General features: G+C 45.7%; 18 protein-coding genes and 3 CRISPR repeat arrays. Of the genes, 1 reads left to right on the top strand and 17 read right to left on the bottom strand.

Annotation, left to right across the window (positions count from 1 at the left end; all coding sequences use genetic code 11):
* Window positions 1-860, top strand: an 860-nt coding sequence (locus tag AC3Y23_RS20470) for an IS3 family transposase (protein WP_379202409.1), incomplete at its 5' end; no start/stop codon positions are given.
* A 168-nt stretch (window positions 861-1,028) separates the two neighbouring features.
* Window positions 1,029-2,912: direct repeats of the CRISPR family, unit length 32 nt; unit sequence ATTTCAATCCACGCTCCCGCGTGGGGAGCGAC.
* Window positions 2,913-3,080: 168 nt separating this feature from the next.
* Here AC3Y23_RS20470 and cas2 read toward each other — a convergent pair.
* From cas2 to AC3Y23_RS20385, 17 genes are all read right to left on the bottom strand, one after another.
* Entirely contained in the window at window positions 3,081-3,371 is a 291-nt protein-coding gene (gene cas2, locus AC3Y23_RS20465; RefSeq protein WP_379202434.1) for a CRISPR-associated endonuclease Cas2, read from the bottom strand.
* A gap of 9 nt (window positions 3,372-3,380) precedes the next feature.
* On the bottom strand, window positions 3,381-4,412 hold the full coding sequence (cas1c, locus tag AC3Y23_RS20460) for a type I-C CRISPR-associated endonuclease Cas1c (protein ID WP_379202407.1): 1,032 nt from the start codon (window positions 4,410-4,412) through the stop codon (window positions 3,381-3,383).
* Window positions 4,409-5,065: a CRISPR-associated protein Cas4 gene (gene cas4, locus AC3Y23_RS20455; protein ID WP_379202405.1), complete on the bottom strand. Its 657-nt coding sequence runs from the start codon at window positions 5,063-5,065 to the stop codon at window positions 4,409-4,411. Before cas4 ends, cas1c begins: the two co-directional genes overlap by 4 nt.
* Window positions 5,055-5,918 carry a type I-C CRISPR-associated protein Cas7/Csd2 gene (gene cas7c, locus AC3Y23_RS20450; RefSeq protein WP_379202403.1) on the bottom strand — a complete coding sequence of 288 codons (864 nt, stop codon included), beginning with the start codon at window positions 5,916-5,918 and terminating at the stop codon, window positions 5,055-5,057. The genes cas4 and cas7c overlap by 11 nt, the downstream gene beginning before the upstream one ends.
* 16 nt (window positions 5,919-5,934) lie before the next feature.
* A complete protein-coding gene (gene cas8c, locus AC3Y23_RS20445; RefSeq protein ID WP_379202401.1) occupies window positions 5,935-7,839 on the bottom strand; it encodes a type I-C CRISPR-associated protein Cas8c/Csd1 in 1,905 nt (634 codons plus the stop codon).
* Complete coding sequence (gene cas5c, locus AC3Y23_RS20440) at window positions 7,836-8,555, bottom strand: type I-C CRISPR-associated protein Cas5c (RefSeq protein ID WP_379202399.1); 720 nt, start codon at window positions 8,553-8,555, stop codon at window positions 7,836-7,838. The genes cas8c and cas5c overlap by 4 nt, the downstream gene beginning before the upstream one ends.
* A 42-nt stretch (window positions 8,556-8,597) precedes the next feature.
* Window positions 8,598-11,045 carry a CRISPR-associated helicase Cas3' gene (gene cas3 / locus AC3Y23_RS20435; protein ID WP_379202397.1) on the bottom strand — a complete coding sequence of 816 codons (2,448 nt, stop codon included), beginning with the start codon at window positions 11,043-11,045 and terminating at the stop codon, window positions 8,598-8,600.
* A gap of 482 nt (window positions 11,046-11,527) precedes the next feature.
* A CRISPR array of direct repeats spans window positions 11,528-13,154; the repeat unit is 32 nt; unit sequence ATTTCAATCCACGCTCCTATGTATGGAGCGAC.
* Between the two features lie 176 nt (window positions 13,155-13,330).
* Window positions 13,331-14,278: a DUF6602 domain-containing protein gene (locus tag AC3Y23_RS20430; protein WP_379202395.1), complete on the bottom strand. Its 948-nt coding sequence runs from the start codon at window positions 14,276-14,278 to the stop codon at window positions 13,331-13,333.
* Window positions 14,271-15,161 (bottom strand): type III-B CRISPR module RAMP protein Cmr6, encoded by an 891-nt coding sequence (gene cmr6 / locus AC3Y23_RS20425; RefSeq protein WP_379202393.1) that lies wholly within the window; start codon window positions 15,159-15,161, stop codon window positions 14,271-14,273. Before cmr6 ends, AC3Y23_RS20430 begins: the two co-directional genes overlap by 8 nt.
* The gene (gene cmr5, locus AC3Y23_RS20420) at window positions 15,158-15,535 is read right to left on the bottom strand and encodes a type III-B CRISPR module-associated protein Cmr5 (protein WP_379202391.1); all 378 of its coding nucleotides are present in this window, start codon (window positions 15,533-15,535) and stop codon (window positions 15,158-15,160) included. The genes cmr6 and cmr5 overlap by 4 nt, the downstream gene beginning before the upstream one ends.
* The gene (cmr4, locus tag AC3Y23_RS20415; protein WP_379202389.1) at window positions 15,532-16,488 is read right to left on the bottom strand and encodes a type III-B CRISPR module RAMP protein Cmr4; all 957 of its coding nucleotides are present in this window, start codon (window positions 16,486-16,488) and stop codon (window positions 15,532-15,534) included. The genes cmr5 and cmr4 overlap by 4 nt, the downstream gene beginning before the upstream one ends.
* Complete coding sequence (cmr3, locus tag AC3Y23_RS20410; protein ID WP_379202387.1) at window positions 16,478-17,758, bottom strand: type III-B CRISPR module-associated protein Cmr3; 1,281 nt, start codon at window positions 17,756-17,758, stop codon at window positions 16,478-16,480. The genes cmr4 and cmr3 overlap by 11 nt, the downstream gene beginning before the upstream one ends.
* Window positions 17,736-19,634 carry a type III-B CRISPR-associated protein Cas10/Cmr2 gene (cas10, locus tag AC3Y23_RS20405; RefSeq protein WP_379202385.1) on the bottom strand — a complete coding sequence of 633 codons (1,899 nt, stop codon included), beginning with the start codon at window positions 19,632-19,634 and terminating at the stop codon, window positions 17,736-17,738. Before cas10 ends, cmr3 begins: the two co-directional genes overlap by 23 nt.
* Window positions 19,586-21,013, bottom strand: a complete 1,428-nt coding sequence (gene cmr1, locus AC3Y23_RS20400; protein WP_379202383.1) for a type III-B CRISPR module RAMP protein Cmr1 — start codon at window positions 21,011-21,013, stop codon at window positions 19,586-19,588. Before cmr1 ends, cas10 begins: the two co-directional genes overlap by 49 nt.
* 398 nt (window positions 21,014-21,411) lie before the next feature.
* Window positions 21,412-21,972: a CRISPR direct-repeat array (repeat unit 32 nt; unit sequence ATTTCAATCCACGCTCCCGCGTAGGGAGCGAC).
* 331 nt (window positions 21,973-22,303) lie between these two features.
* Window positions 22,304-23,128, bottom strand: coding sequence for a carbohydrate ABC transporter permease (locus AC3Y23_RS20395; protein WP_379202381.1), 825 nt, complete (start codon window positions 23,126-23,128; stop codon window positions 22,304-22,306).
* Entirely contained in the window at window positions 23,125-24,018 is an 894-nt protein-coding gene (locus AC3Y23_RS20390; RefSeq protein ID WP_379202379.1) for a carbohydrate ABC transporter permease, read from the bottom strand. Before AC3Y23_RS20390 ends, AC3Y23_RS20395 begins: the two co-directional genes overlap by 4 nt.
* Window positions 24,019-24,131: 113 nt before the next feature.
* Window positions 24,132-25,418: an ABC transporter substrate-binding protein gene (locus AC3Y23_RS20385; RefSeq protein WP_379202377.1), complete on the bottom strand. Its 1,287-nt coding sequence runs from the start codon at window positions 25,416-25,418 to the stop codon at window positions 24,132-24,134.
* Window positions 25,419-25,492: the final 74 nt, after the last annotated feature.

Below are 25,492 nucleotides of genomic sequence, written 5' to 3'. Positions count from 1 at the left end.
AGAATCATCGCTCCGAGTTTCGCTTGGAGAAGATGTGCGATACCTTACACGTGTCAAGGAGCGGTTACTATAAGTGGCGGATGGGAAAAACCAGCGCACAGAAACGTCGCAAAGCAGCGATCATGGAGCGAATCCAGTATCATTTTACGGATCATAAGATGCGGTATGGAAGTCCGAAAATCACCCGTCTGTTGCACCAAGAAGGCTATACCGTGACTGAACGCACGGTGAGTGTATACATGCGGCAAATGAGGCTTCGCTCCGTCGTGTCTAAATCTTACCGCGTACAGACGACGAACTCTAAACATAATAACCCGATCGCTCCCAACACGCTGAATCAAGTGTTTAAAGTGCTCAAACCCAATAAAGTATGGGTCACGGACATCACATACATCCCTTGCCGGGGAGGCCGGTTGTACCTGGCCAGCGTCATGGATTTATGTACGCGCGAAATCGTAGGCTGGCGGTTGTACGACCATATGGAGACCAGTCTGGTTCTGGACGCCCTTCGGGCTGCTTACGCAGCGAAGCGACCAGGCAAAGAGCTCTTGCACCACTCCGACCGAGGTTCTCAATATACTTCTAAGGATTACGTCGAGCAACTGAAAACCTACGAGATGGAATCCAGCATGAGTCGCAAAGGAAACTGTTACGATAACGCCTGCATCGAGTCTTGGCACAGTATTTTAAAGAAAGAGCTCATTTACTGTAATCCTCGTTTCAAAAACAAGGAAGAGGCTTACAATGCCATTTTTCAGTACATTGAATTTTACTACAACCGCAAACGAATGCACGGTGCGTTAGGGTATCTCTCTCCCGCTCGCTTTGCACAGCAATTTACTAAAAAATCCGTTGCGTGACTGTCCACTTTCTTGACAGAGGTCCATATTTCCCGTTATTACTCAGTGGTCTTGGTGTCTCTCATCCATCCATTTGGTTACGGGATGAAGTGATTTCTCTGGCAGTATTTATGCTTCATATAGGGAGCGACTGTAAGTCACCTATTGGGTTTATATTATATATATGTTATTTAAATCCACACTCCCGCATAGGGAGCGACCACGATCAGCTGCAGGTAAGAGCGCTGCGCTTCGAATTTCAATCCACGCTCCCGCGTAAGGAGCGACATACCTTGTATACCACCCTGCTCTACCGGGATACCAATTTCAATCCACGCTCCCGCGTAGGGAGCGACATCCAACCGTACCGAGTACACCAACAAAGCCAGAAGATTTCAATCCACGCTCCCGCGTAGGGAGCGACAATATTCCTGTCGTGTGCTTACCGCGCTGAGCAATTTTAATCCACGCTCCCGCGTAGGGAGCGACAAGTTATACCAACTATATTCAACACTCTAGTGATCATTTCAATCCACGCTCCCGCGTAGGGAGCGACCGGTCAGATCCACGCTCATAGGGTCAGTGATAACATTTCAATCCACGCTCCCGCGTGGGGAGCGACATATGACTCAGCATGAGATAGGCAAGAAATACAAATTTCAATCCACGCTCCCGCGTGGGGAGCGACTTGATGAATGAAATGAAGAAAGGCGTAGCTGAACTATTTCAATCCACGCTCCCGCGTGGGGAGCGACAATAAATCAATGAAGGTACGACTATGTATAGTAAATTTCAATCCACGCTCCCGCGTGGGGAGCGACCTCTTAAGAGTGTCGAATACATTTCTGATCCATCATTTCAATCCACGCTCCCGCGTGGGGAGCGACATTACATCGTTCCGTCGATTCGTTCGGGGGAACTTATTTCAATCCACGCTCCCGCGTGGGGAGCGACATCAACTCGCCCATGTATTATCACCTCCTTGTGATTTCAATCCACGCTCCCGCGTGGGGAGCGACCACCGCTTGGCGCTTCTATAGTGGTATTCGTGATATTTCAATCCACGCTCCCGCGTGGGGAGCGACGCCCCTAGATACGCCGCTAAGCGAGAGCAGGCCAATTTCAATCCACGCTCCCGCGTGGGGAGCGACGGATATCGGAATATTCTGATCAAACTGGATATTCTATTTCAATCCACGCTCCCGCGTGGGGAGCGACCATTACTGGGCTGATGGACAATCCTGTCTGCTCAAATTTCAATCCACGCTCCCGCGTGGGGAGCGACGATTTCCAATCTGACTCTTTTCTATCTCCCTAATGATTTCAATCCACGCTCCCGCGTGGGGAGCGACCAAAACTCCTCCTCCGTTTGATTAATGCTCCATATTTCAATCCACGCTCCCGCGTGGGGAGCGACCCCGCAAGCCTGAGTTGATACCCAAAAGATACATATTTCAATCCACGCTCCCGCGTGGGGAGCGACCGAAATCATGGCGGACAGAAAGCGTAAGCGTACGATTTCAATCCACGCTCCCGCGTGGGGAGCGACTAATCGTAGGGATTTCGTCAAACCTCCAGTACGATTTCAATCCACGCTCCCGCGTGGGGAGCGACTAAACGTCCGAAAACAACTATTTTCTGCTATCTATTTCAATCCACGCTCCCGCGTGGGGAGCGACAGCCTTAGATAATGGTACCTTTATCACAAACCCGATTTCAATCCACGCTCCCGCGTGGGGAGCGACATAATCCTTGAGTGCCTGGCATCGTTGGACTAGTATTTCAATCCACGCTCCCGCGTGGGGAGCGACGACATATTTACTGGCACCCTGAAATGAGATTTAATTTCAATCCACGCTCCCGCGTGGGGAGCGACCTCTAAAGGCTTCTAAGGCTGCGGGGGTTATGAATTTCAATCCACGCTCCCGCGTGGGGAGCGACCCTCGCTACAGCGGTAAGATTGGTGGGAGACTCAAATTTCAATCCACGCTCCCGCGTGGGGAGCGACGACTACGTGGATATACAGTGCGGTTAGAGATTCATTTCAATCCACGCTCCCGCGTGGGGAGCGACAGCGATTTTTACCCATAAAAAAGGGTAATTGACCTTTTTATGGGTAAAAATCCCCTATTCTTCTCAAAGGAAACACCTTAGACTCTGTTTCTTCAATATTTTTATACAAATAATGTAATAAATTTGGTGCGGAGGACCCGGGGATTTTATGGGAGCTTCACATTCGCACTAGAGAATCAGGGGCCCTTCGAGATCGAGAGACTCCTTAATCCCTACATGTTCAACTTTATTTTTATGGTTGTTACCCAGCTGATAAAATCGCAAACTGTCTTCTGTTTCATCAATGATATTCTTCAGTTTAATCTTTAGTTCAGCAAACTGTGTCGCATCAACGACACATTCAAATACGGAATGTTGGACTCGCTGCCCGTAATTCTGGCAGACTTTGGCGACTCTTCGCAATCGGCTTTGGCCTCCACTACTGGATGTTTTCACATCATAAGTAATTAATACCAGCAAATCGTACACCTACTTCCATAAAAAAGGAGGATACTCGTCCAGGTCATTCCGCAAATGACGAGCCAACAGCAATGCCTGCGCGTGCGGGACGAGCCCCCAAGTTATTTTCTCCCCCAAATAAGGATGAGTAAGGCTCTCTTGCTTCTTGGTCTGCCACGCAGTGAGAAATTTCTTTCGAGCTTCATCAGTCATGATGACAACTCCGTTCTCTTTTTTCACAAAATCCTCTTTACGCACCAGCTTCTTATTAATCAGTGAAAGCACAAACTTATCTGCGACAATCCCTCGCAATTCCTCCATCAAATCCAGAGCTAGCGATGCCCGGCCCGGTCTGTCCCGGTGCAGAAAGCCTACGTAGGCATCCAGCCCCACAGCCTCCAGCGCTGAAGCAGTATCATGAGCCAGTAGAGTATAGGCCAAAGACAACATAGCATTCACACTGTCCAGCGGCGGTCTCCGGGAGCGGGAGTGAAAATAGAAATCTTCTTTCTGCTGTAAAATCATCTGATCAAACATTCGGTTATAGCTAACCGCAGCTTGTCCTTCCAATCCTCGCAAACGGTCGAGCTCTTCACAAGCCCTCACCTCAAGCATAATAGAAGATAAATGGCCCGAAGTCTCCTTAAATTGCTCAACATCAATGCGCAAGGGATAATCACGGGTCATCCGCTCCAGCATCCATTTGTGATTGTAGATTTTACCTATAATAAAATTCCGGGCGATCCGTGCAGACGACTGCTCATCCTCTGAGAGAAGATACTGTTTTTTTCTCAGCACTACATTCCCTTTGCTTGGCCCAATCACTCTGGCAAGGAATCTTCCGTTCATCGTCAAGAACATCAGCGATATGTTCCGCTCCGCACAATAACCCATCAAGGCTGGACTCGCCCCGACATAGCCAAAAGCGACAATCGACTCTAGGTTATGTAGAGGCATCCTGCCAAGCTTCTCTTCGTCCTTCAGAAGGACGATATTATCTCCATCGAGCGACAAATAGACCGAGGGTTGGGTGATATATAACGTATTCTGAAGTTTTTTCATTCCTTGATTTTCCCTTCAACATAACTTTTTACGGTCTGTTTATTCATTAACTTGGGCAAACAAATATGCTGAAGTAAGCAACTCTGGCAAAAAGGACCCGTTTTCACTTTAGGAGTATGTCTACGACGGTAGTAGTCTTGCATCTCCTCCACAATCGCCTTAACCCTATATTTGAGATCCGGGGTAAGCTGTATTTCAATTCTGTGTTTGATCTCATTGTAAAAAATATATCCTGTCGGTATATCACACAGCAGCATTTCTTCCAAACACATCGCTTGTGCGGCCAATTGCAAAATATCTTCTTCATTGACCTTGGGCTTGCCCCGTTTGTATTCGACCGGGAAGGCAAGGTATTTGCCTTCAGCACCATTGATGGGGACACCTGCGTCATCTTTTACGAACTCTACTACATCACATATACCCGATATATTCAGTTCTCCCGATCTAACCGGCATCGCACGGACAACAAGCTTATCTCCCCGCTTCTCCCTTGTAAAAGGCTGATCCGCGTTGCGATGCAGATGCTGTCCTTCAACGGTCTTCACATTCTCTTCCCATTGTTGTTCGATATGAATTAATGCCCATTGGCGTTTGCAAAATTGAAAATGCTGTATTCCGGAGAGCATTAATGCTTCGTCTTCATTATAGTCCATTTAGTTCTTCGGCTTTTAAGCCTTCCAGCGGATATAGTTCAATGGAAAAATCCTCAATACGTTTAGGCTCCTCAACCTTTGCCTTTACCTGAAGTGCTCGATGTACTTTTGCGGAAGAATACTGCCCCAGTTTGGAACTGTGTTCCCACCAGTACAACTTATGTATCTCCATGCTGCCATCTGGTCTTGCCGAAGACACATCATTTTCGAATAAGGTTCGCAACGCCTCCTTGATCTTGCCAGCATCCTCATTAGTAAATCCGGTTTTTTCAGCCAATTGGGTATTGATGCTGCCATAGAACACATAGACTCCAAAATCCACACGGTGCTTCATTCCCATCGTATCTGATCCCCGGTCTTTTCCCGGTTCAGAGTTCACACTTTTGGTGATTTGCAGACTTGTGATATCAATTGGGCTAACACTCGTTGCGGTATGAATGGATACCGGGCCTCTGACACCGACAGATACGCTAGAACCTTTACTATCTGCTTTAAAAGCAAATACTTGGCCAAAGCTGCGCACATCAAGCCACTCCTGGCAGGCAATGGTGGCGAATTCATCATTAGAACTAGCTTTCGCCTTGAAGATTCTTTCCAATTCGGAATTAGCTTCTGCACGCTCTCTCAAACTATTAAAAGAATCGGACTTTCGATCATTAGACTGCACGAAAATAGCTTCACCCATATCTTGTAGACGATTTCTGATTTTCCGCTTCAACGCCACATCCGAAATCTCTCCATAGCCATCATAGTTCTGGCGCGGACGGTTACCATTCAACGGATCGCCATTGGGATTAGCCTTAGTTACAGACAGTACAACAGCAAAATCAATTTTATGATCCAATGTAGTCATTATTCATTTCTCCTTTTTAGTTAGAAGTTTCTTCAGACTCTTTAGATTCTTTGTTCTTGTCTTTGCCTTTGTATAACTCATGCCGCTGGCTATAAAAACCGAGCAAATATTTACCTGATAACGCGGTATTATTGAAGGTTTCTGTTGTGAATTTTGATGCAACTTCATCTATCAAACTAGAGTAATAGGTAGCTTTCGCACCCAATCTCGCCTGATGCGGCTGTAATGCAGCCTGGATAATTCCCCAAGTTCTCTCTGGATATCTGGAGAAGGAATTCATATACCTGATAGCATTAGTGGATCTTTTCTCATCGGCATCTAATGCCCTTCTTTCCAACACATCAGCTATTGCCAACAATCGCCCAAATAAGTAGCTTCGGTCCAGGTTCTCTGTTTCCAGTGGCATACCAAATCTCTCCTTTTTGTTAATCAAGGCACAAGTAATACTGAGCGTCTTCTCCCATTCCCATTTCTCCATTCCGACAGGATTGGAAGCCCTATGAATAGCACTTCTAACAATATCCTCGGGGATGGTACGGCCATCTACGATGCAGGGAAGCATTCGCTCCATAAGTCCTTTGATAACCTTATCGTTAGCGTTAGGACCGTAGGCGGCAAAAGCAATATCCTTGGTGGACGGCGCCCCGTAGAACAGCACTGTCTCTCCTTGCTCATTTTTACGGTAACGATGCATCCAGGCACAGGTTGAATGCCATTCGATAAGCTTGTCCAGATATAAATTCTTATCCATATTACGATAATAGAGAACAGCTAGGCGTCCGGTAGTCGCAGAATCAAGCACCAGAATATTGACATCCGATTTATCTTCTGTGTGAAGACTATTGCGGTATCCGCTCAATGCTTTTGCAACTTCTCGTGCGAATACCTCATTGGTATCGTTGATTCTTTTAGTTATAGCCTCAGCTTCCGGGTTAAGATTGAAGAAATCCTCTGTTGGATCAGGAATATTAAGGTCATTGTTACCCCAAACAAGAAACACGCGTTGATCAATGATCTTTGCCTGACGGTTAATTAGCCATTTCAAGGCATTATGCGCTTTCTGCGAAACCTCATAACTGATGCTGGCTGCATCACTGCTCTGGGTAAAACGTCCTCGGAAGGTAAAACCACTATTATCGTTAGCTGAAATAAGCTTAGCCTTATCTCCTGCATTTCGGATTTTATTGGCGTGTCTGTCCGTGCTAGGAAGCAGTTTGCCTGATACATAACAGTAGTCGTATGCTCCAAGCTGGTGACTGTAGAACCGTACAAAAGAATCATAGACCTCGGGATCTTTCCACACACTCTTCGTCGTCCGGTTAGGTGAATGAACATTAAACCGTATAAATGCACTTTCCTGTTCACCGGCGATCAGCGAAAAGAGCTTAGGCTTCTCTCCATGCTGGTCTTCATATTTCTTGTCCCACTTTTCAATTAGCCGCTCATTCTCATCTAGGAATAGTACCTTTGCTTCTACCAGATCTTGAATTAATCTGCGCTTGCTCAGATAGCTGTAGATACTCTTGACCTTTGCACAGGCGTAAGCGGAATTTGCCCATTCTTCAAGATTTTTGATATAGGCAGCAAAAGGTTCTTCCTTCTTAATCTTTCCGCCATAGGCGACAAAATCGCCAGCTACATAGCTTAATTTATCATGCAGGGGATACGGAGCAACCTTAGATCCCGCGCGACTGGCGGATTCTTCTGTACAAGGAATCAGTGTACTTATATCCTCTTTAGGTATCACATCAGCTGAATGAAATTCGCCATCCTCTGTGATTTCCACAACGATATGCGCATTTTGGGTGGTATGAGAGACAGGCAGCAGGGTGTATTCACGTTCATTATTTTTCCGCTCTATAATACCTACACGGTCCAGATTGGACTCATAAGTCTCGTATAAGTTCAGCAACCAACTCATGCGTTTTCCTCCAATTCCAGCTCTGCCAGTAGTTCATCTGCGGATTGGACATTATTCTCGTTGAACTGCTTGGGTTGCATGTCTGAAATTGTACGTACCTGCGTACATTCCTCCGGTCGGATAAAACGGATAACCCCATCCCTCATCACCGGATTCCACAACCTTACCTCCATCTGCGCTCTTCCAGTTTCATCAGGATAATTGATACCATGAACCATGTTGCCCAGGTGAATCTCACCATAGTTATCATAAAATCCAGGCTCTTCACCGAAGACACAAGGTTCTACATAGGCCTGACATTCCCTCGCCCCAAGAAAGATATCTCTACGGCCGCCGACATTTAAAGAACGCTTCAAAATGTTGTGATGCTTGTGTTCGTTGCGGTCATGCTCTAACTCTGGACGGTTCATATTAAATTCAAAGTGGGCGCGAACCTCGTAGCATACATCCTTCAGGTAAGTATAGTTGGCCAGTGTGTTTCCCCCGCCGTATTCAATCGGACGGATTCCTTTGGATTCCATCCGAATTGCTTTAACAATCCGAACCTCATCTACTACGAACAAAAGGGTCGGTTTCCAGTAGATAGCTTCAACAATCCCTTTTAACGCCTGATAAGTTGGTACACTGTACGTTAACTTCTCCCCTCCTAATTTGGTTAGTGGGTCTGTGAAAAGAGCATAGTTTCCATACACTTTAAATTCGATTCCATTTCTCATTGTGTGTTCAGCCTCCTTTCCAATTATGCATCTCTAGTTGCTTCACCACATGCGCAATTCAAATGGACTATCGTTCTCCAGATTGAGTCCATAATTCTCATGGTAAGCCCCTTCAGTAAGAGCCAACACTTTGCCATCTAGGTACGCTACCAGAGCATTACTTTTGCTTAACTTTTCTTTCTCATGGCTAAAAATATTAATGGTATATTGTTGAGCATTGCGCAGTAAACGCGAAAGGTCTTCAATACTCTGCTGCCCGTTTAATTCGGTAATGATTTCTTCTCCTTCTCTAAAGGGAACGAGTACAGAGGTGGTATGACTATCAATGACCTCGAAATTTTCCGCAGCAGTCTTATAGCTGTTAACTAGGAACAATGGCAATGCTTCTTGATGTCTCTGACGGTAGGCTTGGTAATACTTATTTTCCATCCGAGGGGACGACAATAAATCCGTCATATCCTCCCCAAGCTTGGGAATAAAATAATTCAGACTAGACTCAAACTCCGTATAAAATTCTTGAAAATACCTTTCCATCGCCTGCACAGACAGAAGGCTACCACCATGAGAAGACGGATCACGCTTCAGATCCACGAGAATCTTCGCTGAGATTTCCTTACCTCTCTTAATCTCTTTCAACCTGTCCAGCTTCTCCTCGGCATGATCAATAACATACACCTGCTGCACATCATTCTCACCGTGCCGATTACATCGCCCTGCTGCCTGAGCGATAGAATCCAATCCTGCCAAGGAACGAATTACACACTTGAAGCTTACATCTACACCTGCTTCGATAAGCTGTGTACTGATACAAATGACTGGGCTTTGATCCTTAAGCTTTCCTTTCACTTCTGCCAATATCTCATTACGATGAGCCGCGCACATAGAAGTGCTCAGATGATATACAGACACTGGAAGACCCTCGTCCTGCAGCTTCTGATATAAGGTTTTAACAACCGTTTTGGTATTGAGGATGACGAGCACACTCTGGACCTCTTCTACCTTTTCCATAACAAAATCAGCAAGTTTATCCGTATTAAACTGTTCACCTGTTGCCCTGTCTACGATATCCACCCGTTTGAATGCTTGGATAACATGATTCAGATTGCCTATCATTTCAGCTTCCGGCTCGATGTTCAGCTTGTGTTGAACATAATCCAGTTCAGGCTGTGTAGCCGTACAAAGGACAATACTGGAACGTGCATGGTTTCTCAAAAAATTAACCGCTTGATTAAACAGAGAGATACACGACACCGGAACCTTCTGTACCTCATCAAAAATAATTACCGATTCACTCAAGTTATGCAATCTCCGAATGTTCCGGCTCCCGTCGGCATAAAAGACATTTAGAAATTGCACCATTGTAGTAAAGATAATAGGAGAATCCCAGTTATCCTTAGCTAGCTTTAACTTTTGCCGCATATTGATCAGACCATCTTCGAGTTCATCATCCTCTTGTTCTTCTTCAACTACATTAGAATGATGCTCCAGAATATGAACCTCATCTTGCAAAATATTGCGGACTTCCTTGGCGTTCTGTTCGATAATTGTTGTGTAAGGAACGACATAAATAATATGCTTTTTCTTAAACTCCTTGGCATGCCTCAGCGCATATCTCAAACTCGCCAGTGTCTTTCCACCGCCTGTTGGGATGGACAGCGTATAAATTCCGGATGCCTTGGCAGCAAACTGGTCACACTGATCTGACATTTCTCTTCTTAGACGATTAATCGGCGAATCAGAACCTTCTTGTTCTGCAAAAGATTCAATTTGACTCATCAGTCTCTCGTAAAATACTCCGAACAGTTCTTCATGATTGACTGGTTCATCCAGCTTGTTCTCTTCAAAACAACGAGTATTCGTCCGATCTGCATCAATCAGTGCGCTGAATATAAATTTAGTCAGAAACATAAGTTGCTGCTCTCTACTAGTCCCAGCATCTTTTTGCAGATATGAATGCAATTCTTTTACAGCCTGATCTACATACTCGTGGAACTTCGTTTCATCCATAACCTGCTTAAAAAAGTTGGTTTCAGACCACTCGAATTCTTCAAGATTCTTCTCTTTCACACGACGTAAGTAGTTGGATTCCAGATCCGGATTCAAGAAGTCTTGCAGATAAGAATGGTGAGAAATAATAGCATTACCTACGATCTCAGCTAAAATCATTTTGTTCATAGTATCCACTTTATCGGAGCTATTCTTGGTATGATCATGAAACAACTTAAATAACAGTTTTCCTCCCGCTGTAGAATGATCTACGCTACCTCGCTTGGGAGGCATCTCCGGGTGGTAAACAGCCATAAGTATGTATTCCTTAAATTCTTCAGTGTATTTCCCCATGTCATGGAGTACACCGGCAAGCCCGGCGATATGCTTCACGCCTATTTTATTCCCAAATTCCTCTGCCAGAGCTTGTACGCCTGTTAAGTGCTCAGCAACAGTCTGTATTTTCTTGTCGCTCTCCCTTATATGAGCAATATATCCTTCCATTTGATCTCTCCTTTAGGGATTAATCACAAACTGGATTGATTTTAATTTAGTGCATTGTTCCCTCCTTTGTAAGGATATAGAACTAATCATATCATGGTAATTCTACAAATTTCATAAATCTCCTTGCTTATTCCCTAAATTTTCTAGGGTATTAGTGAACTTTTTGTAAAAATGTGTTTGGAGTGAATTTATTATGAGGTTATCTGTAATCGAAAAGAGGGTTGGTTTACAAGATAGGAGATAACAAACAGGAGTATGGATTAAATGTCATACTCCTGTTTATGGGGAAGTGTCAGTTTTTATAGAGATGTTTACCGCTTGGTATTCGAATTACACACTCCCGGGGGGTCATATTTTTATTATCGTGCCGTAAAGAGAGCTGGCCTGACAGATATGATTCAGGCACTCTCTATAAAACTGCAAACTACGTCTGCGTAGGGAGCACCTAGGTCGTACTGACTCAAACGGCGGGCATTATTGCAATTTCAATCCACGTTCCTATTTATGGAGCCACCAATCTCGCGATCATTCACTAAACCAGATGCACCGATTTCAATCCAAGTTCCTATGTATGGAGCGAGGATGATTGGGATTGGATAGATATGTTTCAATCCACGCTCCTATGTATGGAGCGACTGAATCTAGTGTACGAATTGCACTACCTAGAAATTTCAATCCACGCTCCTATGTATGGAGCGACATGACGCCTTGATCGACGTGTCCAATTGGTCCAGCGTATTTCAATCCACGCTCCTATGTATGGAGCGACGATAATGACATCACTGTTCTTTCGATGGACAGAAATTTCAATCCACGCTCCTATGTATGGAGCGACCTACGTTTGTCCGCGGAATCGGCAGTGTGTAGACATTTCAATCCACGCTCCTATGTATGGAGCGACAGTGAGAATAAATTCAGACTGTGGGACCCTGCTAATTTCAATCCACGCTCCTATGTATGGAGCGACCTTTGTTAGGATGACTTCCTGCATCCGATAAGGTATTTCAATCCACGCTCCTATGTATGGAGCGACGAGTCTCCCAATTCATTTGTTCCGTATTGGTATACGATTTCAATCCACGCTCCTATGTATGGAGCGACAAGTGGAGTGTTATGAGTGCGCCGGACTTTGCGGATTTCAATCCACGCTCCTATGTATGGAGCGACTTGGCGGCTGCCGCCACGTATGCGCGCAATGTGGTATTTCAATCCACGCTCCTATGTATGGAGCGACCTTGTCTTCCTGTCGATACCCTTGTTTCCATTCCTATTTCAATCCACGCTCCTATGTATGGAGCGACGAATTCCCGATGATGGACGCGCCATATATGGACAAAATTTCAATCCACGCTCCTATGTATGGAGCGACTCTTTATGCACCCACCCATATAGCGATCCAACAATATTTCAATCCACGCTCCTATGTATGGAGCGACCCTACAGGAGTGCACTACACCGGTTGTATTCATTGGATTTCAATCCACGCTCCTATGTATGGAGCGACTACATGCTAGTACAAGAAGTGCTAGAAGAGATTATCGAATTTCAATCCACGCTCCTATGTATGGAGCGACCCGAAGAGTTCGTTAGTTCCTTGACGCGAAAACTAATTTCAATCCACGCTCCTATGTATGGAGCGACTATGAGGTCGCTGTTACTTGCTTGGAGCAAATACATTTCAATCCACGCTCCTATGTATGGAGCGACTTGTTAAATATCCAAGTGGAGTTGATAAGTAGTGAATTTCAATCCACGCTCCTATGTATGGAGCGACACGACTGCAATTCCCGGATTGCCTCTCTTGATGTTACTATTTCAATCCACGCTCCTATGTATGGAGCGACCATAGCAGTTAGTCATCCCGACCCATGGATTACCATTTCAATCCACGCTCCTATGTATGGAGCGACGCAGACATACTATCGTAAGACACGGCCATTTCCTATTTCAATCCACGCTCCTATGTATGGAGCGACAGGCCTTCCTCCCGTTGAACGTATTTGCACAAAATTTCAATCCACGCTCCTATGTATGGAGCGACGACCGTGTCATTGCTAACATGGGAGGTATCGTCTCCATTTCAATCCACGCTCCTATGTATGGAGCGAAGCGAATAATCACTTTAAAAAGTGAAAGTTACCATCAATTATTAATCAATTCACTTTTATGCGTCAAATGGCTAATCTTAAAAGCAAGCTTTGTCGATTAATTTACATAAAATACTATAAATCTGGTGCGAATCTCCCGGGGGTTTCATGTGAGCTTGGGGTTCGCACCAGACATAGCTATTCCTGTAACGTCTTCTGGAACATCTGAACATACGCCAGATGCGGGAACAAAATGGGGTTGTTAATGAGCATCAGCAGTTGATTCAACTGGAACGTCAAGGATAACAGCGACACTTCATCAGAAGGATTTTCGTCCGAGATGACTCTGTATTCCTCAAGTTTCGTATGTTTAGCACTGAAACTAACGTTCTGCATATATTCATCAGAACGCTCATCACCGTAGTAATTTAACTCTCCGTGCCACCAGCCCAAGCTTTCTGTTTCGTTCGGAATGGTGATTTCCAGCTTGCCCTCTTCCTTGGAAGGATGAATCAAGATATCGAAGTCGACATCTTCTGTTTTTCCTATAGCAGTTTCGGTATGACACAGAATTCTAATAGGCCTAGTTGAGGTTTGTGTTGGTGTTGGTGATTTTTTCTTTTTCTCACATGGATCTTCAGATTCTTGATTCTTGTCGGCCTGTTGCAGAGGTTGCACCACAGGCACAGACTCAAAGCCCGTGCACACCACCGCCCCAAGCGTCCGGCTAATGGACTTCATTTTTGTCTGCAACTGCTTGATGCTGTTTACCCAATCTTCCAAGTTAGTATCATCATAGATATTCTTACTCTTACACTGCACAACAACAGCCACGGCCTCAATAGGGATATACTTCAGTTTACCATATCTAAAAATATAGGGAGTATACTGCTCGTCAAAGATCGCCAAATCAACCTCATTTGAGACGTGCCCATCGGAATCAATAATGAACACAGAATGCTCGATCGAGAATTTCTGCGGAATCATCTGTTCAAACATGCTCTTCCAGATTTCCTCACGAAATGTACCTGTCGTCACATGATGCTGAGAGCTGAATTTCAGTTGATTGACAATCTGTTCTTCCATGACTGTGTAATTCTCAACCAGCTTCTTCCGAACCTTTTGATTCTGCTCTGGACTATTCATTGCATTTGTCCTCTCCTTGCTTGATCTTGAATCGCCCGTAACCAGCGTTAGTTTTACCGCCAAGTCCTTCCTGCTGCACAGCAGCGGTTAAGATTTCTCCTGCAATAGCAAGCCATTCTCGTGCCTGAGCAGAATCGCCGGTATAAGACAATTGCAACTTGAAATCTGCACGTACACTTATAAAATGCACAGGAACAGGTGAATCATCATCATGTGGCGCAGCGTCACTACTAACTGCCCATTGATTCTGTGAAATCTGAATCTGGTTATACTTCTGATGATGCGGAGTTAATACATCTAAGCGAAGTGCTGTACCTACAGTCTCAGGAGTCACCAGCGCATCGTGGTAACAGATACTTCCCATTCGATCCGTAGATCCGAACAACTGGTTATAATAATCCCCCCCTGTCTGGAACTTATTGTCCACTTGCCCCAAGTAGCGGTGACAATAATGTGCTGCGACACCTTTCAGGGCTGTGCCTGGAAGATAAGGAACGCCGTAGATCGGGTGAAGTGTGACATGCGTCTCCAGTACAGAAGGCTGGCCCTGCCCAATCGTGAGTGCAGACAACGAACTCAGGGTGCAGGTGTAAGATTCCGCGGAGGGCTGGGACAATATAGTATAAAATTTTGCAAAAAGATGCCGATACCATTCGTTCTGTGCCCGTACCTCCTGGGCTTGATCTGGATTCCCTTGCCCATGCTTATCTCCCTGTTTCTTCCCTTGTTGTTCAGACTGTCCTTTCCCTGTCCATGCAACTGTATAACTATCGATGAGATTATAGTAGAAGTCACCTTTACCATTAGGCTTCTCGACAGCATCCTTTAATTTGGAGCTAGTCATGTGACCGTTCAACTTCGTTAATGCCAGATAAGCATTCATGACTGATCCTCCAGTTGACTGTCAGCATCAGCTTGGGTCACACCCAGGATAGCCTCAGCATATCGCTTGAACCATACCGAAGCATCCAATGCCTGGCGAGTTAGTATCCGATAATCGTCCATTCGCTCAGGAATTTCAGTTTTGAAGTTATTAATACCGATCGCTAACCCCATATCCTTGAGAAAGTGAGTACGCATTTCTTTATTTTCAACAGAAAGAAATGCCACCGTAAGTCTAAATCCGTTCAACATAATCATCGAGGGAACACGATGACATAAGCTGCCGTATTGCTGTTGTTCCTTCTTGCTTAATTTTGCAACCTCATCAATGCAGCCAAGTGCGATTGTGGAATATTCGTGCTGTACCGACTTCATGACGGATCACCCCCGGAGAACCGGAAGCGGACGCGTCCCTTGCCCACGGAAGCATTAGCACCGATCTGCAATAACTGTTCATCAGACAGTTTGTTCAGCAGCGTCTCAGCAGTCAGGTTGTTGCCATGTGCGTAGATTTTGTCACACCATACCAGCCCGTATAGAATCGCTTCTGTCGGGATGTATTCCTCATACCACAACGCTCCACCTTCCACAGTCTTGGTCTCACTGGCAATGCGAATACGCGGCGTAACCTCACAGCATGTTGTGACAAAATACTGAAATGCCTCATCTGACACAATGACAAATCGCTCTTGCAACAGCTTGGCAGAGAACGGATCTTCTGCGTCGAATAGCTGCTTCGATAACCAGTTAAGCCACCCCGTGAGCGACGGTTCCTCCTTAGCTGTAGCCTTAAACTCGTCGAGTTCAACAAAGCGGGTTTCTTTGTTTTCATCCCCCTGGATTGGTTTTCTCAAAACTGAATCTGTTCCAACTATGACTTGGTCTGCAGATTGAAATACTTCATCAATCTTGTTCCAATTCAGCTCGTCAGGAATCTCAAATCCTGCTGCCCGTGCATCCCGAAGTAATCGACTAATAGCAAGCGGAGAGCTTACATAGGCGAACGTACCATATCTACTGGCTACAGGGAACGCAAGCATCCGTGAATCAGACAATACCAAGGCTCCGGCATGACCCGCATTTTCTACGCTGGTAGCCTCTTTCTTATTATCTTCTTTGCCAAAAGCGGCATTAAACCAAGATTCATTATAATCGTTTCTCCGGTGGTACTCCCGTTGCACCCCCTTGATACTTGAGCCAGGGAGCATCGGCCATGCAGTCATTTTCTCGCGCATAATCGGCATGTCGATCACGCCAGTTCCTTCACCTGTTCCCACATGGACAGACGTCAGACAGTGTATGAAATACAATCTGCTATTATTGATCATCTTCATCCTCCGCTTCATTAACAACTGCTGGCTTCCATATTCCCCACAGGGCAAGTCCGAATCCGTCTTCTTGGTCAAAAGCGCCTTTTCTCCGATTAGCATCAGATACCGAAGTTAACCATAACTGTTCCATTAGCGTGGCTGGATCACCATCGCCGTCCACCTGGAAGAAATATACACTACCCGCAGGAACCATGCGCCGAACAGCTTTCTCTTGACGTTTACTGTAGCTCCAGCCTGAGACAGGCTGCCAGCGTGGAATACAAGCCCAGCGTAGCTTCAATTTGACCCCATATTCTGAAAAATCAGCCTCCAGGGTATCCGTATCCACCCAGCGTGGCAACCATCCCTTGGAGAAGAAGGCTGGAGTGGCGAGAACGAGACGAATATACTGGATTTTATCTGTGGGACGTATTCCCTGCGAAATGACATCCGGAACATCCCATACTTGTGTGTTCTTCACTTCACTAGAGTGTGCCAGCCGCCGCTTGCCCCCGAATGTATGAAGTGTAGACAACGGCTCATCAGGCCATTGCTCTACATAATCGCTAATTTCGATCTCCGTGAGCAGAGCCATGTGATCTGGTAGAACAAGCATCTCTGTATCGAATAAGTGCTTGTCCTTAGCCACACCAAGTTCATCATCGATGGCTGTATGTACTCTGGTCTCCCGCTCGAAAGGAGCAAGAAAGTGTGCTGGCTGAGACGAAGTGTGCGCTTTCCCCTGGTTACCCCGCCACTCGGTGAGCGCATCACTCCAGTCTTCCAGCGTAAGCTCGTCCAGCAGCCAGCGGTGCATCCAGTCTGCTGAGACGAAGGCAGGTCTCTTCTTCCATAACTTATGTGCGGAGGCCTCAGCTACCGGCCATAAGTTTTGCTCATACCTGCCGTCTCTGTCCGTTCCCAGAAAGCCCATGCATTCATCAAGTGAAGCAAGCGGCCTTCTATAACTAACCCCGATTTTATCGTCTACTTCATAGAGATCGATATCTTGTGGAAATGGATAATAGATCATCCCGTTCAATTGATACAGGGGGCCGCGCACCTTGGATTTTTTGACAGCCTCAGCGACTGATCCGGAAGCAAAAGCGTTGTCTGCCACCGGAGCAGAAGAGAGATACTTCCCCATCATTGTGCGAACAGTCCCCGCGACAGCGCTTGGCGCAATAAAATCCAGACTACGTGCAGTGGCACCTGGTGTCGCATCAAACGGCCGCCCGTCCCGGTTAAGAACGGGATCGAGCGGTTCAATCTGTATGGTTGTCTTCAATGACCTCACCTGCTTTCACTAGAGTCGCGGCAATGATGAACTGCTCAGACAAGTTACCTAGCTGACTCACAGCGTCGGAATCTTTACCTTGAAGAGTATTGAACAGTGGAAGCAGTTCTGTCTTAATCCTCTCTAATAATGCTTTTCTTTGCGCTTCTGTAAGACCTCCGGGCAGTTTCTTGCAGGCCAGTCTTTCGACTTCTTGCCGGAGCAAGGTGTGAAGCCGCCCTTCGTATAAGGTGCCCACGCCCCATCCAGCTTGAGTCATAGACAGATATTCCCGGTGCAACTTGCGTAGATCAAAGGCGAATCCCGTCGAGAATACCCCTTCTCTATACATCCCCTGAATCTTGGAGAGCTGAGAGATTGGGTCTTCGTCAAAAGATACAGAGAACGTAAGCGCGTCACCACCGCTGCGCTTCTGAACATGCAGGGCAAATTCATTACGCTTCACCTTGGCATGATCTTCGGCGGCCTTAGCATAACGACGGGCGTCACCGAGCATCTCCAGCATATGAACAATAACCATCCCTACAGACAACGTAGGCACAGGATACGAAGCATCCGCTGGAAGTGCTGCGTGCATCGCTGACATGAAGACTGCCTGTATCTGCTTAACGGCATTCAAGCAAGTGTGCAGCGGGAGATAGGCCATAATATCATCGCCACCGCTGTACACTAATTGACCTTCATGCTCCCAAATGATTACTTCTGCCTCAATAGCAAACCTGGACAGCGCTTCACTGAACCGCTGGTGATCTTGATAGGTATTCATCTGCCGCAGCATCTGTCCCATTCGGTCACCATCACACATAATAAAGGCATAATACAGAGAAGGTTGCATACCGATCTCGTTATATAGCTGTTGCAGTCTGGACTTGATCTCTTCGCTGATGCTTTCCTGTTCTACGGTAGAGAGCGTACGCTTCGCCTGCTCAGTAATAAATTCATCGATTCGATTGTCATAAAACAGGCGTGAATCCAGGCGGACGATCGAAGTCTCCTTGATGTACAGCACCTTGTCAAAGCTGATTTTCAGTGAATGAATATAATTCATTACAGCCTGAACTCTCTCAGAACTATGATCTGAAGTAGCCAAGACCTGCTGATAATGCTGAAAAGCCACATCACACACCGATTTGAACTCTCGTTCTTTTATAATATATCGAGACATTCGCTTCACTAGCGAGATTGCATCCAATGTCTCATCTTTTTTGATGCCAAGCTTACCAAGCTCAGGATATCGGTCAGGCCAGATTACAGACTCGCGTCCACCGTCGAGCGAAGATTTTTTATCACCATAGGCTTTGCTGGGATCATGCGCCCGGAAGTCCTTCAAGGTCTTGCGTGCCGCCATCAGGCGTTCTGTCCTCTTCAGCACTTTGTCATAGCTCTCTTCTGAACCCCAGGCACTCCACACCGCATAGAATTCCAAGACGTCCTTCACTTGCTTCTTCCACATACCGGGGTTAACACTACTTCCGAGCTCGGCTAGAGCAGCTGAAGCGAATTCATCCCACTTCTTCTCGACAGCACTTCTGACTGTAATCGCCACCTGCTTCGGGTCACTTGTCTCAATCATACCCAGCACTTTGTTCGCCACATTAGCCGCCTTGTGCGCGGACTCTGCATCTGAATTTCCTTTGACCTGCTTAATGCTAGGAAAAATAAGCTCACCAGACATCTTCGACAGCGTGTCAGCTGCTACCTGGGACAATTCAGACAGCAAAAAAGAACCGAACCACAGATCTCTTGTCTTGCGCGCCTGAGCAATGAACTCCTGAACAGGTCCGATGGAGAAGAGCATTAGCGTTCTTACTGGTTTTTTTATGGTCTCTTGATTTTCGGTGGTGTGTTGGGATGTCCCTGTTTCCATCTCTGCACCTCCTTGCTATTTAGAAAAGCCTCAATGGCTGAATTTGTAGATTCGTCGTTGATCTTCATCGGACTCTTGTTATAGTTCAGCGAGCTGTATATGTGTTCAGGGGTGATGGTTAGGTTGTTTAATCTTTCGTCAATTTCTTTGATCTGTTTTTCTTTGAAGGATAACTTTCCTGGATTAGATTTATTTCTGTGAGGTTGTTTCTCCCACTCTTCTTTCATTCGTTTGAACTTTAGGCCCGTAATCGGCTTATGGTTCAGTACGATGATCGCCCCAACACCATTCGTCTTGTCTAAGGCAACAACTTTCAGGATGAGCGGAGAAGCCAGGCGATCCTTGCCGACAGGCAGGAGCTCTGTTGTGTAAGGGTCTCCGTGATCGTCCTTATGGAACGTAGTGATGATCGGCATCCCGAGTTGAGACCTGGGGAATGCATAACGCAGTTCCTCTTTTTCCAGAGTAAATAGATGTCTATGGTCTTTATTCTGCATCCCCATAATTTTACGAATGGAGTCAGGTTCAGGCCACAAGCTTCGCCGCTTATTCCCGTCCTGATCCGTATTTCGCCGTTGCCTGAAGCAATGATAGGTATTGATGAGACTCTTCCACGCAAGGTTGGCATTACTACCCCTCCCTGCATTCAATTTCTTCTCCTCTTCCCCGTTGAAAAAAATGCTGCTGGATAATGTAGGCCAGTCCCGATATTGTCCTAGATGAAGCAACTGCAGCTCATACTTTTCGATCTTTTCACGGTACCATTGTTGCAGATTCTTCCCACGTGGAGGTGAGAATTCCGGGCAATACAGGCTGCCAGCACCTCTGCGTGTCCGGCTACCCAGACCACCGAAGTTAATCCATGCCCATAAGGCCGCATGAAGTTCTTGTTGTAACGCCTTCATTCTCTGAGGGCTTAGGCCAGCGCCCTCATAGCGTATATGTAGTCTGAAGTCGTAATTCTCCAAATAGTCCACGGGATTCGAGCGAACAGGAAACAAAACGTAAGAAGGCGGCGGAACATTTTTAATCAGCGTCGTCTTGATTAGGGGGGGATCTGAAGATTCTACCCAGATTTTCACCCTACTAGGCGTGGTCGTATCTCCGAATATAGCGACTTCCTCTCTGCGAAGCTCCAGTACATTCGTATAGCTCGCTCCACAAGTAGCACGCCACCAGAACCGCAGATGTCCCCGAATCGATGCCTCTCTGATCGGTTGTTGCTTATCTATCTTGCCAGCTTTACTGCCTCCGCCGAATATAGGCGTCACAAGCGAGATAGTGTATGGCTCTTCCAAGCTCAATAGTTCCTGTACTTGTTTTATTTGCTGCTGTACGTTCGATAGATTCGGAGCAAGGACTTCTTGGTTATCCGACAAATGAACTCATCTCTCCTTCACTAACAACAAAATAGTCCTAATAATTAACTTGAATTATAGACTTTGGAACTACTTCTCTATTGATTATACTTAATTATCCAACTATTATATAGCATTATTTGACAATATTTGCAGATCAAAAAAAGCGATCAATAGTTAAGGGAACTTTATCCCCCAATTATTGATCGCTAAGTTGTGAATTATTTAGTTATTCGGGGGAAGCATTAACTGATTGTTAGTGTAGCAAGTATAACTCTTAGTTACAGAAGCATTTAAGTTAGCAATGGCGTGAGACTGATTTGGCTGCTAGATACGTATCGCAATGTCTAAGGATTCAATTCACGCTCTATTATAGATGGTGACAAGAAGTACCATGAGGCATACTTCGACGACTGGGTATTTCAATCCACGCTCCCGCGTAGGGAGCGACCGAGATCGTCCCGAACTCCAAACAGTTGATCCTATTTCAATCCACGCTCCCGCGTAGGGAGCGACCCGGGTTAACAAACGACATGGGAGGAATAAAAATATTTCAATCCACGCTCCCGCGTAGGGAGCGACTGATCGTACGGGTTCTCTCACCTTTGGAGTTAATATTTCAATCCACGCTCCCGCGTAGGGAGCGACCACGACAAAGCTAACAAGCGAAAGGCCTTGATATTTCAATCCACGCTCCCGCGTAGGGAGCGACTACTAAACCAATTAAGCAATTGGCTAAGTTCATCCAATTTCAATCCACGCTCCCGCGTAGGGAGCGACGTGATTGAGTCATGATTAAACGTCCTTACCGGATAATTTCAATCCACGCTCCCGCGTAGGGAGCGACAAGTCGTAGTCTATCATGTATCCCTGGCCATGACTATTTCAATCCACGCTCCCGCGTAGGGAGCGACCTATCAATGATGAAACTTCACTATATGCAAGAGTATTTCAATCCACGCTCCCGCGTAGGGAGCGACAGCGATTCTCATCCATAAAAAGGATAAAAACCCTTTTTACGCACCTAAATCGCGCTAAATCTCTTCAATAATCACTCTCATACCAGCATCTCAGCAAGTTTTTATACAAATAATGTAAAATAAATGGTGCGAAGGACCCGGGATTTTCATGGGAGCTATACATTCGCACTCGAAATTTCCCCACGGGATAACAAGAGTTATTTCCTTTATACTATTTCTTTTTCAATCTATAGATTTCCTCTTTCTACCTAAAAACTCCCAACACAAAAACAGCCCCCCACTCCCGTGGGGGGCCGTCCTCATCACTTCACTTGCTCTAATCGCAAACTACTTATTTCACCGATCCCGTCATTCCCGCTACGAAATGCTTCTGCATCACGAAGAATACGATGGCTGTTGGCAAGGTGGCGATGACGATTGCCACCATGATCAAGCCGTAGTCCGGCGCATAACCTGATCCCAGGGTGGAGATCAGCAGTGGAATGGTCTTTTGGTTCGGTGATTGCAAGACAATCAACGGCCACAGGTAACTGTTCCAGCTCGACATGAAGGTGATAATACCTGCTGCCGCATAGGTTGTTTTCATGGTAGGCATGAAGATTTTGAAGAAGATACCCAGCTCCGTCAGACCATCAATACGTCCGGCCTCCAGCATGTCCTTAGGGAACATCTTGGAGTTCTGGCGGAAGAAGAAGATCAGGAATGCCGTCGTAATGGTCGGTAGCATTACAGACGCCACAGTATCGATACCAATCCCAGGGATGGTATTAGAGATGCCCGCGAACATCTGGTACAGTGGAATCATCAGGGCGGCAAATGGAATCATCATCGACAGCAGCAAGATGTTAAATACGACATCCTTCGCTTTACTACGGAACATTTCGAAGCCGTAACCAGCGAGTGATGCAATGATAATCGACAGGACTGTAGTCAAGACAGAGATTCTCGCCGAGTTCCAGAGTGCTGTCCAGAGATCGGTCGTTTCGATCAGCTTCGATAAGTTCTCGAATAGATAGTTACCCGGCAGAAGTCTGCCTTTGGTCACATCTACGGATTTATTCGTTGCACTGATGATCATCCACAGGAACGGAAATACCGAAATAAATGTAGCAATGCTCAGGAACACATAGGTGAATATACGTTTTGGATTTCTCATTTCTTATCACCTGCCACTTTAAATTGAAGGAACGACAGCAGAACAATAAGAATGACGATCACATAGGATACTGTCGCTGCATATCCAAAGTCAGCCGTATATTTAAACGACAGGTTATAGATATAGTTCGAGATGGACATTGTTGAGTTACCCGGTCCGCCTTTGGTAATGTTCACGATCTCATCGAAAATTTGCAGTGTACCAATCGTCGATGTAACAGAAGTGAACAGGATCACCGGTTTAAGAAGCGGCACTGTAATTTGGGTGAATTGTTTAAAGGAAGACGCACCGTCAATACGTGCAGCTTCATAAATGGAGCCATCGATATTTTGCAGGGCTGACAAATAGAAAATCATGTTATATCCGGTCCAGCGCCATGTAATGGCGATAATAATCGTAATTTTGGCCCAGAACGGGTCTGTAATCCACTCCACGGGAGCAGAAATAATCGACAGCTTCAGCAGCATCGCATTAATCAGGCCATCGGATCCAAACAAATATTTGAACACAACAGAGTATGCGACGAGAGAAGTTACAGCCGGCAAAAAGATCGCCGTACGGAAGAACCCGCGGAATTTCAGCTTGGAGTCATTCAACAGCACGGAGATGAACATTGCCAGCAGAATCATTAAAGGTACCTGAACAATTAGGTAGATAAAGGTGTTAAATAGCGCTGTTCGGAAGGTCGTATCCGAGAACAAGCGCGTGTAGTTGGAAAACCCTGTATAGGTGAGGTTGGTGCCTGTTCCTGTTTTAAAAGACAAGAAAAGCGCCTGAATCATTGGATAAAAATAGAATGAGGCAATCATAACTACAGAAATCAGGACAAAGCTCCATCCTGTCAAATTATACTTAGCGGTCATGCTTAGCCCACGTTTCTTAGCATTCATCGTAGCAAGGTCTCCTCTCTGGCTGCAAAATAACCCGCCGGACGCTTTGGATCTCAAGATACCGCAGCGCCCAAGGGTTACATAATGCTCATATGCTCAATTACTTACGTGTTTTACTTGATTTGTGTCTCTGCCTGAGCCTGAGCATCCTTCATGACTTGATCCAGGCTCTTGCCATTGAGATAGTTGTTCATTTCGACTACCAGGATATCTTCGATGGCATAGGTAGACACACCATAGTTCACGTTAGGAATTTGCGCTGTCCATTCGGAGAAATCTTTTACAATTTGCTGCCCGCCAAAGAACTCATCTGTTTTCTTGTAGGCTTCGCTTTCTGCCGCTGCTTTCAACGTACCAATAGCTCCGATTTTGTTAAGCAATTCTTCGTACATCCCAACATCAGAACCAAACGTTTCAGCCAAGAAGTCTTCAGCTACTTCAGCACCAGGAACATTCATGACATACCACGAGCTTCCGCCCAGGTTGGAGGCATGTGTTGCATTCGGTGTGTTAGGCAATTTTGGCAAAGGAAGTACGGCCCATTTACCAGATTGAGAAACTTCAGCTTTCACGGATGGCGTTAACCAGTTCCCCGAAGGTACAGTGACCACATCACCATTGTTGATGAAGGAGATGAATTGACTCCAGTCTGCATTGATCTTCACGATCTTGGAATCCAGCATTTCTTTGTACAGAGTAAAAGCTTCTTTCAATGTACTGTTGTCGGCCAAATCAGGCGTTTTGCCATCTTCTTTCATATACCAGGAATGTCCGGATTGAATCATGACACGAACGAAGCCCAGATCACTTGGAGAGAAGGTAATCATATCTTTGCCTGTTTTTTCTTTGACCACTTTACCAATTTCAATATATCTGTTCCAATCGATGTCTTTCAGATCGTCAAGAGTGAATCCGGCTTGCTCGATAATATCTTTACGAACATACAGGCCGGTTACACCGGAGTCAAAAGGAACGCCGTATTGCTTACCGTCCATGCTGGTCGGTCCAATTTTGTAATCCGCATAATCTGCGCCCTTGATCTTGTTGCTCAAATCATAGAAGGATTCAGGATACGATTGCAGGAAACCTTTGGAACGATAGTCTTCGATCAATACGATGTTAGGAAGACCTTTGGTAGTTCCCGAGTTAAGTCCTGTATTCATTTTCTGAATAATGTCGCCTTGCGCGTATTCAACAATGTTAATTTTAACTTCCGGGTGTTTCTTGTTGTAAGTCTCTTTGGCAATATTCAATGCTGCGATGTTAAAGGCAGGGTCCCATGCCCAGATTGTAATTTCTTTCTGGCCGTCCCCGGATGCAGCTTCTTTATTAGATCCACCGGAAGAGCAACCCACCAGCAATACCATACAAGCCAATACTAAAAGTAGTGCTTTTTTCATTTGTCCCGCCCCTTTGACTGATTATGATGTAAGACCGCTTTAAAGCGATTTCATGAAAATTACTGAAAACGCTT

The organism is Paenibacillus sp. MAHUQ-45, assembly GCF_058133325.1.
The sequence above is the reverse complement of the archived record's forward strand: the minus strand, read 5'-3'. Positions and strand labels throughout refer to the sequence as shown.

Excerpts from the sequence above, each read along its gene's own strand:
- cas7c (WP_379202403.1), bottom strand. The coding sequence starts at position 5,918 with ATGACTACATTGGATCATAAAATTGATTTTGCTGTTGTACTGTCTGTA.
- cas1c (WP_379202407.1), bottom strand. The coding sequence starts at position 4,412 with ATGAAAAAACTTCAGAATACGTTATATATCACCCAACCCTCGGTCTAT.
- AC3Y23_RS20395 (WP_379202381.1), bottom strand. The coding sequence starts at position 23,128 with ATGAGAAATCCAAAACGTATATTCACCTATGTGTTCCTGAGCATTGCT.
- AC3Y23_RS20430 (WP_379202395.1), bottom strand. The coding sequence starts at position 14,278 with ATGAATAGTCCAGAGCAGAATCAAAAGGTTCGGAAGAAGCTGGTTGAG.
- cas3 (WP_379202397.1), bottom strand. The coding sequence starts at position 11,045 with ATGGAAGGATATATTGCTCATATAAGGGAGAGCGACAAGAAAATACAG.
- cas4 (WP_379202405.1), bottom strand. The coding sequence starts at position 5,065 with ATGGACTATAATGAAGACGAAGCATTAATGCTCTCCGGAATACAGCAT.
- cas10 (WP_379202385.1), bottom strand. The coding sequence starts at position 19,634 with ATGGAAACAGGGACATCCCAACACACCACCGAAAATCAAGAGACCATA.
- cmr5 (WP_379202391.1), bottom strand. The coding sequence starts at position 15,535 with ATGAAGTCGGTACAGCACGAATATTCCACAATCGCACTTGGCTGCATT.
- cas5c (WP_379202399.1), bottom strand. The coding sequence starts at position 8,555 with ATGAGAAATGGAATCGAATTTAAAGTGTATGGAAACTATGCTCTTTTC.
- AC3Y23_RS20385 (WP_379202377.1), bottom strand. The coding sequence starts at position 25,418 with ATGAAAAAAGCACTACTTTTAGTATTGGCTTGTATGGTATTGCTGGTG.
- cmr6 (WP_379202393.1), bottom strand. The coding sequence starts at position 15,161 with ATGAATGCTTATCTGGCATTAACGAAGTTGAACGGTCACATGACTAGC.
- AC3Y23_RS20390 (WP_379202379.1), bottom strand. The coding sequence starts at position 24,018 with ATGAATGCTAAGAAACGTGGGCTAAGCATGACCGCTAAGTATAATTTG.
- cmr4 (WP_379202389.1), bottom strand. The coding sequence starts at position 16,488 with ATGATCAATAATAGCAGATTGTATTTCATACACTGTCTGACGTCTGTC.
- cas8c (WP_379202401.1), bottom strand. The coding sequence starts at position 7,839 with ATGAGTTGGTTGCTGAACTTATACGAGACTTATGAGTCCAATCTGGAC.